A 15,233-nucleotide genomic window follows, 5' to 3' on the forward strand; every position below is an offset into this window, starting at 1 on the left:
TTGATAAAATATAAACCAGAGAATGTCATTACACTTCAATCCGAGAGATATTACATGGCTTGCTTTCAACGAAAGAGTTTTGCAGGAAGCTATGGACGAAAATGTGCCTTTACATTTAAGAATCCGTTTTTTAGGAATTTTTTCTAATAATTTAGATGAATTTTTCAGAGTGCGTGTAGCTGGACTAAAGCGCGCGATGGATTTTAAAGAGAAAGTAATTGCAGAATCGTTCTACCAACCTCCGTCAAAAATCCTTCAGAAAATTAATGACATTGTTATAAAGCATCAGCAGAATTTTGACAAAACCTGGAAGAAAATTCAGGTTGAAATGGCTGATCATAAAGTTTTTATTAAAACCGCAAAAAATTTAACGGCCAAGCAGAAAGAATTTGTCAGAAATTATTTTGATGAAGTCGTGGAATCCAATGTCATTCCTATCCTTCTGCATGAAAATACTCCAATGCCTTATATGAGAGATAAAAGTCTTTATCTGGGTGTTGCGATGAGAAAAAAAGACTGGCAGTATTCCAGTAACTATGCAATTATTGAAATTCCGTCAAGGTTTGTAGGAAGGTTTCTTTTGCTCCCGACGGAAGATCCTGAAGAAAAAGATGTCATGCTGTTAGAAGATGTCATTACTTTCAATTTACCGCACATTTTCTCCTATTTCGGGTATGATGAGTTTGCCGCCAACGCTTTTAAGGTAACCAAAGATGCAGAACTAGATCTGGATAATGACATTAGAACCAATTTTGCGGAAAAAATTGAAAAAGGATTAAAAAACAGAAGAAAAGGGAAACCCACCCGTTTTGTCTTTGATAAGGATATGGATAAAGCTCTTCTGGAAATGCTGATCCGAAAACTGAACTTAACGAAGAAAGACAGTATCATTCCGGGAGGAAAGATTCATAACTTCAAGCATTTCATGGATTTTCTGGATGTTTTTGAAAAATACGAAAGACCTGTAGAAAGAACCTCTTTTATGCATCCTGCTTTTGAGCATGGAGAAAGAATAACGGATGTGATTTTAAAACACGATGTTCTGCTTACCTTTCCTTACCATAAATATAACCCGGTAATCGATCTTCTGCGTGAAGCGGCAATGGATCCTGATGTAAAATCTATTCAGATTACCGCTTATCGTTTGGCAAGCAGCTCAAAAATCATCAATGCACTGATTAATGCTGCAAGAAACGGAAAAGAAGTAACAGTGATGCTTGAACTTCAGGCGAGATTCGATGAAGAATCTAATCTGGAATGGAAGGAAATGCTGGAACCTGAAGGAATAACAGTTTTAGTTGGAATTCCTGACAAAAAAGTACATGCTAAATTATGTATCATTAAAAAACGGGCTCATAATAAAACAATCCAATATGGATTTATAAGTACGGGTAATTTTAATGAAAAAACGGCCCGAATTTACGGAGACCATCTTATTATGACTGCAGACAGAGGAATAATGGCAGATATTAATAAAGTTTTCAATGTTTTGAGAAAGCCGAAAGAAGACTATCTTCCGGTATTAAAAACCTGTAAAAATCTTTTGGTCTGTCCTCAGTTTATGCGTGAAAAAATTATCCATCATATTGATAAGGAGATTGAAGAAGCGAAAGCAGGAAGAAAGGCCGAAATGATCATTAAAGCCAATTCTGTAAGCGACCGTATTCTTATTACCAAGCTTTATGATGCTGCAAAAGCGGGTGTTGTAATAAAAATGATCGTGAGAGGAATTTACTGTGCCGTCAACCAAAAAGATTTCAAAGAAAAAATAAAAGCGATAAGTATTGTAGACGAGTATCTGGAACATGCAAGAGTGATGTATTTCTATAATAAAGGATCAGAAGACCTGTATATTTCTTCGGCAGACTGGATGACCAGAAACCTAGATTACAGAATAGAAGCAGCCGCAAAAATCACAGATAAAAATTTAAAAACCGAATTGAAAGATATTCTTGATATTCAGCTTCGTGATAATGTAAAAGCAAGAATACTGGATAAGAAACTGGGTAACGAATACATCCGGAACAATAAAGAGGAATGCCGTTCCCAGGTAGAAACCTACAAATACCTAAAAGCAAAGGCTACGAAAAAGTAATTGTTTCCTAAATCTTTGCTTTCAACATAAGTAATAATATATTTTTGTAAATTCAATTCATTAACTGAAATTTAATAGAAATACGTACGAATAATGATCATCGCAGCGATAGACATAGGAAGTAATGCAGCCCGACTTTTAATAAACGAAGTAAAAACTCAGCAGAAAGAGCCTGAATTCATCAAGCTTAATCTTCTAAGAATCCCTTTGAGACTAGGTATGGATGTTTTCACTATGGGAAAAATCGGTACTGAAAGAGAAAAAATGGTGCTTGATGCTATGAAAATCTTCAGCGATCTGATGAGAATTTACAATGTACAGCATTACAGAGCATGTGCAACAAGTGCAATGCGAGATGCAGCAAACGGCCAGGAGATCATTAAAGAAGTAAAAGAAACTTCAGGAATTGATATTGAAATTATTTCAGGGGACGAAGAGGCAACACTAATTTATGAAAACCATGTCGCAGAAGGGCTCGACAAAAATTTCGCCTACCTGTACGTAGATGTTGGTGGAGGTTCCACTGAACTTACTTTCTATGAAAATGGAAAAATGATGTATGAAAAATCGTTCAATATCGGGACCATACGTCTTCTCAATGACCTGGTGACAGAAGCGAACTGGAAAGAAATGAAAGAGGAGATAAAGGCCAATATTATAAGTAAAAAACCTATTGTTGCCATTGGTTCCGGAGGAAACATCAATAAAGTGTTTTCTTTAAGCAAAACCAAAGACGGAAAACCCATGTCTGCTTCCTATCTGAAAAAAGCGTATAAAGAATTTGCAGGACTTACCATCGATGAAAGAATGACCCAGTACAATTTGAGACAGGATCGTGCCGATGTTTTGGTTCACGCTTTGAAAATTTATAATAATGTAATGTCATGGTCAGACATCAGCCGTATTTTTGTCCCGAAAATATCTGTTGCAGATGGACTTATCCATAATATTTACAGTAAGTTACAAGCTAAATAATCAATTTCTTTAATTCATAAATTATAAAACCGATCATCTTTTTGATCGGTTTTGTTTTTAAACCATAATTTAATTGAGATAAAAAAAATTAAACATTAAGAAATTAAGCTTCATTAAGATCAGTACCAAACCTATTTTAATAATTTAATGAATAAATTTTAATTTTCTTAATACCTTAATGGTGTATATAAATTAAAAATCTATTTGGAGCACTTTTGTTCAGCCAATGAACTTATTACTATAAATTAAATTTAATTTAAAAATTTTTAAAGTAAAACTCAATCAGGGAACGTCATTAAGAAAAACAACAGAAATGGACACACTCAAAATAATTCTAACAGGAGCAACAGGAATGGTAGGGGAAGGAGTTTTAATGGAATGTCTTGAAAACCCCAATATATCAGAGATATTAAGCGTAAGCAGAAAACCATCCGGAAAGAAACACGCAAAACTTAAAGAATATATTGTTTCCGACTTTTTAACAATCGATATGAATGACGAAAATCTGAAAGGCTACGACGCAGTTTTCTTCTGTGCCGGAATCAGCAGTGTAGGAATGAGTGAGGAAGAATATATTAAAACAACCTATGACGTAACATTACATTTTGCCAAAGCCGTTTTAAACCAAAACCCGAACATGGTTTTCAATTATGTTTCAGGAGCTCATACCGACAGTACGGAAAGTGGAAAAGTGATGTGGGCAAGAGTAAAAGGGAAAACTGAGAACGCATTAAAGAAGTTGGGATTAAAAGCGGCATACAATTTACGTCCCGGATTTATGAAACCTGTTGAAGGTCAGGAAAATGTAAAATGGTTTTTTAAACCTTTTATTTGGCTGTTCCCTATTTTTTTACCGTCAAAATCATTAACTTTACACGAGGTGGGAAGAGCAATGATCAATGCTGTACAGAAAGGATACCCAACTTCAACATTAGAAATTAAAGACATTAAAAATCTCGCGGTATGAAAGATATGTTAAAAAGAATTTTCCTGGTTATCTTTGTATTACTGGTTCTGACGGCTATTTCAGGGTTTTTCTTTATGCAGAAACATCCTTTGGGAGGGAAACAACCTGTAACGAAAACTCATACTCCATCAGGACAAACGGTTAAATAGTACAATTATTTACCTATAAATATATCATACCATCTTTACGGTATGTCTATTTTCCTGCCATCTTATACCATTGATTTTATATTAAATACAATTACCTATTTATTAAACATTTATTAAAATTACCTTAAAATGTTTACAAAGTAGAAACTTCATTTTTGCATAAACTTAATATCAGTAAAAATGATTAATAACTACTTGTTAAAAGGGTCTGTCATTGCTGCATTTTTTCTTCAGGGAAATATTTTCGGGCAAACCTCTCTTATCCACTACTGGAATTTCAATAACAACGCTTCTGCTGCAACCATCACCACCCCAACCTCAACTTTGACAGGCGGTTCCATGACTGCATTTACAGGAGGAACCACTGAAATCGATTTTGCAGGGGGAACAGGACAGAACTTTAATGTTGACAATTTAAATGCAAGAAACGGAGATGCTTCCGGTACGCATTTGAGATATAATATTCCTATTGGAGGAAATTTACAGTTCAATTTACCAACAACCGGATACAATAATGTAGTTGTAAAATTTACAACGAGAAGATCCGGCTCTGGAGCAGGGACTCAGACCTGGACCTATTCTACAGACGGAACAACATTTTTACCTTATCAAACGGTTTCACCGCTGGATGCAAATCCTCAATTAATTACCTTTGATTTTTCCGCAATTGCCGGGGTTGCCAATAATCCGAATTTTAAACTTAAAGTTGAGTTTGCTGCCGGAGCAGGAGGAACGGTAGGAAACAATCGTTTTGATAACTTCACTGTAGATGCAACAGCAGTAAGCGGAACTGATACTACACCTCCAACCGTAACTTATCTTCCCGCAAACAACACAAATAATGCTTCCACAACTGTGAATCCGGCCATTTCTTTCAACGAAAATGTAAGGTTGACAGACAACTCAACGATCAACGATTCTAATGCACAAACGCTTGTTGATTTCCGTCTCGGAAATGCTTCAGGCACGCAAGTTCCCTTCGCCACCACTTTCTCCAACAACAAAATTACCGTAATCCCGACTTCCGGTTTAGTTCCCAACCAGACTTATTATCTGGCCTTAAAACCAAATATGGTGGAAGATATAAGTGACAACGCCGTGACGGCATCAACTTCAACCACCTTTACTACAGCAGGAACTGCAATTTCTCTGGATAAAAACTTTATTAAAGTAAATGAAAACGCAGGAACTTTAGCATTTAAAATAAATATTGCCAATCCTTCGAATTCAACAGTAAATCTGGTAGTAAAACCAGCTCCTTTCAGTACTGCGGACAATAATGATTTTACTTTAGCTAACCAAACAATTACCCTTACTCCGTCAATGACAAGTTACACGGTAAATATTCCGATCACTGATGATACCTTAGAGGAACAGCAGGCTGAATATTTTGTGGTAAGTCTTGAAAACCCTGTGGGAGCAACAATTTCTGGTGATAATAATGCAACGGTTTATATTGTTGATAATGATAAACCTGCACCGGTTCCATCCAACCAAATCTCATTAAACTATATCGGAAGCTTTGATCCTTCCGGAACAAACACAAGCTCTACGGAAATTGTAGTTCACGATCCTGCCACGCAAAGGCTATTTACGATCAGCTCGATTACTGATGTTTTTGACATTATTAATTTCAGCAACCCAGCCGCACCATCTGTAGTAAGCACTGTCAACATGGCACCTTACGGAGGAATCACGAGTATAGCCGTGAAAAACGGAATCATCGCTGCCGCTTCTCCTAATGCAAATCCTCAGCTGAATGGTTCCGTCGTATTTTTTGATACCAGCGGAACATTTTTAAAGCAAGTTACTGTAGGTGCATTACCGGATATGATCACTTTCTCTCCGGACGGAACCAAAGTAATCACCGCTAATGAAGGCGAACCGAATGATGCTTATACGGTAGATCCTGAAGGTTCTATCAGTATTATTGATATTTCCGGTGGAATCAGCAACCTTAGCCAAACTAATGTCACAACGCTTAACTTCAATGCTTTTGATTCTCAGGTTGCTGCTTTAACAGCAACAGGTCTGAGAAAAGTAAGAACCAATAATACGCTTTCTCAGGATCTGGAACCTGAATATGTAACAATAAGCTCAGACAGCCAGAAAGCCTGGGTTACTCTTCAGGAAAACAATGCCATCGCAGAAATCAATTTAGTCACAAAAACGATTACCAACATCTGGGGGTTAGGTAAAAAAGACATGAGCATTCCAGGAAACGGTTTTGATGCTTCTGATAATAATGGAGAGGTTCTCATCGCAAACTGGCCTGTAAAAGCTTATTTTCTTCCGGATGGTGTTCAGAATTTCAAGGTAGGAGGAACAAACTATATTGTAACGGCTAATGAAGGGGATGAAAAAGATCTTTCAGGATTCAGTGAGAGAACTACAGTTGGAGCAAATACTTATACCTTGGATCCTGCTATCTTCCCTCAATCAAACATTCTCAAAGCCTCTTATAACTTAGGAAGATTCAGGGTTTCCAATGCCACAGGAAATACGGACGGAGACGCCGATTTTGAAGAAATCGCTGCATTAGGTGCCCGTTCGTTCTCCATCTTTAATGCAGATACAAAACAGATCGTTTATGACAGTGGCGACCGATTTGAAAGATATATTGCAGCTAATCATCCATTGATTTTTAATGCCGACAACGAATCAAACGGAGCTAAAAACAGAAGCCGAGCAAAAGGTCCTGAACCTGAAGGAGTAGCTTTAGGTGTTATTGGTGGACAAACTTATGCTTTTATAACGTTAGAAAGAACAGGAGGTGTAATGGTTTACAATATTACAGATCCTAGTAATCCTACTTTCACAGATTACAAACATTCCCGAACGACTTCGGCGTATGGCGGAGACAACGGCCCGGAAGGAATTATCTATATTGCTCCCGAAAATACAACAACAGGAAAAGGTTATATAATTATCGCCAACGAAATCAGTGGAACTTTATCGATGTATGAAGTAGCCAATGCACCAACTTTAGCAACAGGTGAAGTAAAAACTGAAAAAGCCACCTTCAATATATTCCCGAACCCTGTTACCAAAGGGAATACACTTTACTTCAACAGGATGCAAGGATATGAGTTGTATGATATGTCCGGAAAATTTATTGGAAAAGAGAAAAATGCTTTAACTATAGACACTTCGAAATTAAATACCGGAGTTTATTTAATCAAAACTTCTGAAGGAGAGGTGAAGAGAGTGATTGTAAAATAATTTTACTTAATAAATTTATACCTGGAGCCTCAGATTTTTTCTGGGGCTTTTTTTTATTTAAAGACAACAAAAAAAGACAGACTTCAAAGAAATCTGCCTTTAAAAAATATATCGTCTTATTTTTTACTCCACATTCACAACCTTCTCAATCTCAGGAGCATGCTGTTTAATGGTATTTTCAACGCCTAATTTCAATGTTGAGAAATTAAGAGAACACCCTGAGCAGTTTCCTAAAAGTTTTACAAATACTGTATTCTCCTTTACATCGATCAGCTCAATATCTCCCCCGTCTTTATTAAGAAACGGACGAATGCTTTCCAACGCTTCCATTACTCTGGTTACAGTCTCTTCGTGTGTTGTATTTATCTCCATATTTGGGTTTGGTTTTCTTTATTTTTTTGGTGAGCAACCCGCCATTGTCGTAATTTTTACTGCTTCAGTCGGTGGAAGATTTTTATTTCTTTCCACCAGGCTTTCTATCATTTTCTGTACAGTCTCAGTATAGATATCAGAAATTTTAGAATTTTCCTGTAATGCGGCAGGTCTTCCTACATCTCCCGCTTCCCTGATACTCTGAATCAAAGGAATTTCGCCTAATACAGGAATTCCAAGATCATCTGCCAGATATTGCGCTCCCTGGTTTCCAAAGATATAATATTTATTCTCAGGTAATTCTTCCGGAGTGAAATAGGCCATATTTTCTACCAATCCAAGTACCGGAATATTGATACTTTCCATCTGGAACATCGCAATTCCTTTTCTAACGTCTGCCAATGCAACATGTTGAGGGGTACTTACAATTACCGCTCCTGTTACCGGAACTTCCTGAATGATTGATAAATGAATATCCCCTGTTCCCGGAGGAAGATCGATCAATAAAAAGTCAAGTTCTCCCCAGGCTGCATCTCTGATCATCTGATTTAAAGCTTTCGAAGCCATCGGTCCTCTCCAGACTACTGCCTGGTTGGCTCCTGAGAAATATCCGATCGAAAGCATTTTTACCCCGTAATTTTCAATAGGTTTCATCAAGCTTCTGCCGTCCACTTCTACCGTCACCGGTTTTTCCCCTTCTGTATCAAACATAGTAGGAACTGATGGACCATAGATATCTGCGTCTAATAGCCCTACTTTAAAGCCCATTTTTGCTAAAGTAACTGCGATATTGGCAGAAACTGTAGACTTTCCTACTCCACCTTTACCGGATGCAATAGCGATAATATTTTTAATCCCCGGAATTTGCTTTCCTTTGATCTGGCTTTGTTGAATTTCGCTTGGCTCCGGTGAAACTATTTTAAGTTTTAAATTAATCTCTTCTCCGAATTCACTGGCAAAAGCCTGTTTCATGGCAGCTTCCAGTTTCTTTTTTTCGTGCATTGCCGGTGAATGGGCAGTCATATCAATATATACTTCTGTACCCATAATCTGAAGATTATTCACCAGGTCATCTACTTCTATCTCTTTAAGGAAATTTTGTACCTTTTCTTTAGTCAACATAAAAAAATAAATTGTCTACAAATTTACGGAAATTTTAGCTATTTAGAATAAGTAAACTTACTGATAGATAAATTCTTTTGCAGAATAAAATTTTGTGGTACTTTAGGGGAATTTTTAAACTTAAATCTGAATGAAAAAAATAATATTCGTTCTTTTAGGATTGGCAGCCTATCATTTGTCTGCACAAAATTATTCACAATATGTAAATCCATTTATAGGAACGGGCGGTCACGGACACACATTTCCCGGAGCCATAGTTCCTTTCGGAATGGTACAGCTTTCTCCCGATACAAGAATTGATGGAAGCTGGGACGGATGCAGCGGGTATCATTACTCAGACTCTGTGATCTACGGATTTTCTCATACCCACCTGAACGGAACAGGGGTTTCTGATTATGGGGACATCATGCTGATGCCAACCATGGGAAAACCAAGCCTGGACAGTAAAGATTATTCATCCAAATTCTCTCATAAAAACGAAAAAGCAACAGCAGGGTTTTATACTGTTAAACTGGATAAGCATAATATTGATGTTCGTTTGACTACAACAAAAAGAGTCGGTTACCACGAATACACCTTCAACAATGCCGGAAATGCAAATATCATTTTAGATTTAAATCACAGAGACAAGCTCCTTGAAGGTGAAGTAAAAATCATCGATAGTAAAACAGTTGAAGTTTTCAGAAGAAGTGAAGCCTGGGCAACCAATCAATACATTTATGCCCGAATTGAGTTCTCTAAGCCTATGTTTGAAAGTATAAGTCAAAAGGGAAAAGATGAAGTACAAAGAGGTATTCAAGATGATAAATGGACTAAATTACAAATTGCATTTTCCACTAAAGTTAAAAAAGGTGAGAAAATTCTTGTAAAAGTTTCAATCTCTCCAACTGGCTATGAAGGGGCAGAAAAAAATATGTTGGCAGAAGGAAAATCCAATGACTTTAATGCTATTCAAAAACAAGCTGTAGCAGATTGGGATAAAGAATTATCAAAAATTGAAGTAAAATCTTCTGATAAAGATAAACTTTCTGTTTTCTACACAGCCATGTATCACGTTTTCACACAACCTAATATCAATATGGATGTTGACGGAAAATACAGAGGTAGGGACAATAAGTTATATTATGCTAAAGATTTTGATTATTACACCGTCTTCTCGCTTTGGGATACTTTTAGGGGAGCTCATCCTTTAATGACATTAATCGAGAGAAAAAGAACAGCTGATTTCATTAATACCTTTATCAAACAATACGAACAAGGCGGAAAACTTCCGGTTTGGGAACTGGCTTCCAACGAGACAGAATGTATGATCGGCTATCATGCCGTTTCTGTAATTGCAGATGCAATGGCAAAAGGAATTACCGGTTTTGATTATGAGAAGGCATTCCAGGCTTCAAAAAATTCCGCCATGCTGGATATTTTTGGATTAAATGCTTACAAGCAAAACAATTATATCGCTATTGATGATGAACACGAAAGTGTTTCCAAGACAGTAGAATATGCTTATGACGACTGGTGCATTGCTCAAATGGCTAAAATTTTAGGCAAAAAAGAAGATTACCAATATTTCATGAAACGCTCACAAAACTGGAAAAATTTGTACAATCCAAAGAACGGATTTATGCAGCCCAGAAAGAACGGAAACTGGTATGAACCATTCGAACCGAGAGAAGTTAACAACAACTATACGGAAGGAAATTCATGGCATTACTCTTACTCTGTTCAGCAGGATATTCCGGGATTGATAACTGCTCACGGAGGAAAGGAAAAGTTTGAACAGTTTATAGACGCTATTTTCTCTGCTCCCGATAAAACAACCGGTAGAGAACAGGTAGATATTACAGGTTTAATTGGCCAATATGCTCAGGGAAACGAACCAAGCCACCACATCGCCTATCTTTATAATTATGTGGGAAAACCTGAAAAAACAGATGCAAAAATCAAATATATCCTAGATAATTATTACAAAAACGCTCCGGATGGGTTAATCGGAAATGAAGACTGCGGACAGATGAGTGCGTGGTATATTTTGAGCGCAATGGGAATTTATTCTGTAACTCCAGGATTACCTGAATGGCAAACGACAATACCTTATTTTGATGAGGTTAAGATTCATCTGGAAGACGGAACAACAAGAACCATCACGAAAAATACAGGTAGAGAAGAGCTTAAAAAATTAGGTTTTGAAAATGCCAAATCATTTAAAGATTTCAAATATGATGAATTAACGGCAACACCTGTTATTGCTGCAGCAAGAATTTTTGATTTAAATACAAAAGTAGAAATCACTGCTTTGAATCCTGATGATAAAATTTATTATATGACATTGGATGAAGGGGATGCCAATGTAAGAAAGACTTTCAAAGCATACAGCGGACCTTTTACCATTACAAAAACAACTCAGGTTTCAGCATACGCAGAAAGAAAAGGTGAGAAAAGTTCAATCGTAACTGCCAGCTTTAACAGGAGACCGAATAATTGGGACATCACGGTAAATTCTACTCCTACTCCGCAATACACTGCAAGTGGAAAATTATCTTTAATCGACGGGATTGTAGGAGATACAAACTGGAGAAAAGGTGAATGGCTGGGTTATCAGGGGCAGACTTTTGAAGCAATCATCGATATGAAATCACCTCAGCAGATCACGCAATTGTCTTCATCATATCTTCAGGACAGCAAAGCATGGATTTTAATGCCGAAAAGAGTAGAATATTACGCTTCCAATAACGGAAAAGATTTCATTTTATTAAAAACGGTTGACAACACGCTTGATCCGAAAGACGAAACCGTCCAGAAGAAAGACTTCACAGCCGAAATCCTTCCGACACAGGCCCGTTATATCAAAATAAAAGCTTATCATTTCGGGAAACTTCCGGAGTGGCATCAGGGAGCTGGTGGTGAGGCTTATATTTTTGTTGATGAGATTTCTGTAAAATAATATTTTACTGGTCAATATAGAAGAAGCGTTTCGGAAAAATCCGAAACGCTTCTTCTTTTATAAAATTTTCTGTTTTAAGTATAAAAGAAAAGATTGAGTTGATTTTCTTTCCATTAAATTATTTCCCTAAAATTCATAAATTTATCTATAAATGACCGATGTTAGTCGAAAATATTTCGTTTTCCTCTTCTTTATCAGTTATTTTGTAGATTGATAGTAAAGACGCTTATGAAGAAGGAAAAAACAAAAGTTTCCCGTTTATCCAAGATTCTGAAAATTTCCGGAATAAGTTTAGGCAGTGTCGTATTGATTCTGTTTATAACTCCTTATTTTTTCAAAGATACCATCAACAGTGGCATCAAAGAAGTTTCCAAAAGCTACATAAAAACGGATGTAGATTTCAAGGATTTAGATATTTCTTTCTTTACTCATTTTCCTAATCTTACGGTTACCCTTACTAATTCTTCTGTAAAAGGGAACAGTCCTTTTCAGACGGAAAATTTGATTGATGCAGAAGAAATTGGCTTAGGAGTAGATATTACCAGTCTTTTTGACGAGAAGATCATTTTCAACAAACTCTATATTGAAAATGCAAATATTAGAATGAAGGTGGACAGTTTAGGAAGAAATAATTTTGATATCCTAGTCTCTGAGGAAGAAGCTAAAGAGAAAAATGATTCTAAACTGGCGCTGGCTTTACAGAACTTCAGAATTTCCAATTCTAATTTTATTTATGATGATCAGCTGAGCAAAACTCATTTAAAATTAGACAATTTGGAATATGACGGTCTGATCGATCTTTCGAATGATATTTTGAGCTTAAATGCCAATACGGAAATTAAAAATACTCTTTTCAGGTTAGATAAAAATATTTGGGTTAAAAATTTACCTCTAAAAGGAAAAATCAATACAAAAATCAATATCAGTCAGTTAGGATTTTATTTTACGGATAATCCTTTGATTTTAGGTGGATTTCCGTTTAATCTTCAGGGAAGTTTAAAAATGCCGAACGAACAGCAGGTCTATGATCTAAAAATCATAACTAAGAATGCTGACTTAAAAGCCATTCCTGCCATTATTCCGGAAGCTTACCAGAGTTATGCAAAACAGGTTGAAATGAAGGGAAAGGCTGATCTTTTATTTACGATGAAAGGAGTTCTGAATACTTTGAAAAAGCAGAGTCCGGATATTCACGTTGAAGCCAATATTAATAACGGATTTTTCAATTATCAAAAATCTAAATCTCCTATTAATAATGTAAGTTTGGCTTCTGTCATTGATATGCCTGCATTGGATCCCAACCGGTTGAAAGTAAAGGTAAATGAACTTGATTTCAGTTTATTAAACGGCTATACCAGAACCAATTTTGTTTTTGAGAACGGTTCTACGATGTTTTCTGAAGGAATAATCGATTCAAACGTAAACCTTGAAGCCTTAAAGAATGCAACCGGATATAAAAAAATTGATGCCAGAGGAAATCTTAAACTGAACGGGAACTGGAAAGGTTTTATTTCGATGTCTGCGAAAAAAAAGCTGCAAAAAGTCCCATTATTTGATATAAAAGCGGATCTGAAAGACGGATATTTCAAGATGAGGGAAATGCCTGCTGCTTTGGATCATATCAATTTGGATATGGCGGTTCACAACACAGATGGCAATTTTAAAAATACAGCAGTTTTAGTTCATCATATTGATGCGAAAGCACTGGACAACTATGCGAAAGGAAAAATTGAGGTAAAAAACTTAAACAACTACCCTATTGATGCAGATTTCACTGCTAAAATCCATCTACAGGATATTTATAAAATTTATCCCGTAAAAGGCATTGAGCTTCGCGGCGATCTTTTTGTCAAGTCTAAAGCTGTGGGAACTTATGAACCTAAGCGTAAGAGAGTTCCTGTGAGTAACAGTACCTTATCTCTGAAAAACGGTTTTATAAAATTCGCCGATTATCCTGAACTTCCTTTAGAAAATATCAACGTAGAAACTCATGTAAAAAGCGGAAGGGGCTCTTTTAATGATTTAGATATCAGCGTTCTTCCTATTTCCTTTACCTTAGCCGGAAAACCTTTCACTGTAAAGGCCAATCTGAAGAATCTTAATAATCTCAATTACAGATTGCATTCCAAAGGACAGCTCAATCTGGGTGATCTGTACAAGCTTTTCCCTATTGAAGGTTTAGATATTAACGGTGTTGTTTCCACGGATGTCGGATTAAAAGGACAGAACGGAGCTGCTTTGGATAATATTCAGAACAGAGGTTTCGTAAAAATTGAAAATATCACCATACATTCGAAGTTTTTCCCAAGTAATTTTGTGGTAAAAGAAGGTTTGTTTAAACTGAACGGAAGCCAATTGACATTTGAAGATGTAAAAGCCCGTTATAAAAAAAATGTATTTGTTTTTAATGGAAATGTCTCCAATTACATCAATTATATTCTAAAAGATCAGAGTTTAAGCGGAAGCATCAACTTTACTTCCCCAAAGGTAAATATTGATGATTTTATGGCATATAATTCCGGAGTATCTTCTAATTCCACTTCTGCGGAAGAAGGTGTCATTTTACTTCCTAAAAATCTGGATATTACCATTAATGGTAATGCGAATGAAATATTATTCAAGGATATTAAGCTCAATAACTTTAAAGGAAACCTGTCTTTAAAGAACGGTAATTTAGCCCTTAATGAAACGGAATTCGGAATGATTGGTTCTACTTTTAACGCTGACGGAACTTATTTTCCGATCAATGCTAAAAAAGCAAAATTCAGCATTAATACAAAAGCTAAAAACTTTGATATCCAAAGAGCATATAAAGAAATTACGTTATTCCGGGAAATGGTTTCTGCCGCAGAAAAAGCACATGGGAAAGTTTCTCTGGATTATCATCTGGAAGGTGATCTGGGTGCTGATTTCTTCCCAAGACTGAAGACAATAAAGGGAGAAGGAGTCTTGACTTTGGAAGACATTCAGTTTCATGGGTTTAAAGTATTTAACTCTGTGGCTGAAAAAACCTCAACCGATGCACTGCATGATGCTAAAGTAAGTAAAGTCAACATTAAAACAAGCATTAAAGACAACGTAATCACCATTGAAAGAACGAAGTTTAAAATTGCAGGTTTCCGACCGAGAATTGAAGGACAGGTAAGCCTGGATGGGTATATCAATGTCGGAATGCGTTTAGGGCTTCCTCCTTTCGGAATTATTGGTATCCCGATTAAAATCACAGGACCTTCAGATACATTTAAGGTAGAAACAGGAAAATATCAGAAAGAAGACCTTAATGAAACTGATGATGACTACAAAGATTACCAAAAATCTTTAGAAGAAGAGGCTGCTAAAAAAGCAGAAGGAGAAAAAACAGATTCTAAACCAAAGTCATAAAGAAACCCC

9 protein-coding genes are annotated in these 15,233 nt (G+C 36.3%); 7 read left to right on the forward strand and 2 right to left on the reverse strand.

The annotated features are described in order from the left end of the window. The first annotated feature begins 22 nt into the window (after positions 1-22). The 5 genes from ppk1 to CLV73_RS08620 all read left to right on the forward strand — a co-directional run bounded on the left by ppk1 (position 23) and on the right by CLV73_RS08620 (position 7,408). Positions 23-2,095, forward strand: a complete 2,073-nt coding sequence (gene ppk1, locus CLV73_RS08605) for a polyphosphate kinase 1 (protein WP_100376424.1) — start codon at positions 23-25, stop codon at positions 2,093-2,095. A gap of 93 nt (positions 2,096-2,188) precedes the next feature. After that, entirely contained in the window at positions 2,189-3,070 is an 882-nt protein-coding gene (locus CLV73_RS08610; RefSeq protein WP_100376425.1) for a Ppx/GppA phosphatase family protein, read from the forward strand. 313 nt (positions 3,071-3,383) lie between these two features. Beyond that, positions 3,384-4,037: an NAD-dependent epimerase/dehydratase family protein gene (locus CLV73_RS08615; protein ID WP_100376426.1), complete on the forward strand. Its 654-nt coding sequence runs from the start codon at positions 3,384-3,386 to the stop codon at positions 4,035-4,037. Continuing rightward, a complete protein-coding gene (locus tag CLV73_RS18915; protein WP_157798763.1) occupies positions 4,034-4,186 on the forward strand; it encodes a hypothetical protein in 153 nt (50 codons plus the stop codon). The genes CLV73_RS08615 and CLV73_RS18915 overlap by 4 nt, the downstream gene beginning before the upstream one ends. A 180-nt stretch (positions 4,187-4,366) precedes the next feature. Beyond that, positions 4,367-7,408 (forward strand): choice-of-anchor I family protein, encoded by a 3,042-nt coding sequence (locus CLV73_RS08620; RefSeq protein ID WP_100376427.1) that lies wholly within the window; start codon positions 4,367-4,369, stop codon positions 7,406-7,408. Between the two features lie 123 nt (positions 7,409-7,531). Here the strand turns inward: CLV73_RS08620 and CLV73_RS08625 are convergent, their stop codons facing one another. After that, positions 7,532-7,780: a NifU family protein gene (locus tag CLV73_RS08625; RefSeq protein ID WP_100376428.1), complete on the reverse strand. Its 249-nt coding sequence runs from the start codon at positions 7,778-7,780 to the stop codon at positions 7,532-7,534. 18 nt (positions 7,781-7,798) lie between these two features. Continuing rightward, a complete protein-coding gene (locus CLV73_RS08630; RefSeq protein ID WP_100376429.1) occupies positions 7,799-8,902 on the reverse strand; it encodes an Mrp/NBP35 family ATP-binding protein in 1,104 nt (367 codons plus the stop codon). 130 nt (positions 8,903-9,032) lie between these two features. On the opposite strand from CLV73_RS08630, the gene CLV73_RS08635 reads away from it, so the two are divergent. Continuing rightward, positions 9,033-11,843, forward strand: a complete 2,811-nt coding sequence (locus CLV73_RS08635) for a GH92 family glycosyl hydrolase (protein WP_100376430.1) — start codon at positions 9,033-9,035, stop codon at positions 11,841-11,843. A 228-nt stretch (positions 11,844-12,071) separates the two neighbouring features. Beyond that, a complete protein-coding gene (locus CLV73_RS08640) occupies positions 12,072-15,224 on the forward strand; it encodes an AsmA family protein (protein WP_100376431.1) in 3,153 nt (1,050 codons plus the stop codon). Positions 15,225-15,233 lie beyond the last annotated feature (9 nt).

It is taken from the genome of Chryseobacterium geocarposphaerae (assembly GCF_002797535.1).
Classification (GTDB): Bacteria; Bacteroidota; Bacteroidia; order Flavobacteriales; family Weeksellaceae; genus Chryseobacterium; species Chryseobacterium geocarposphaerae.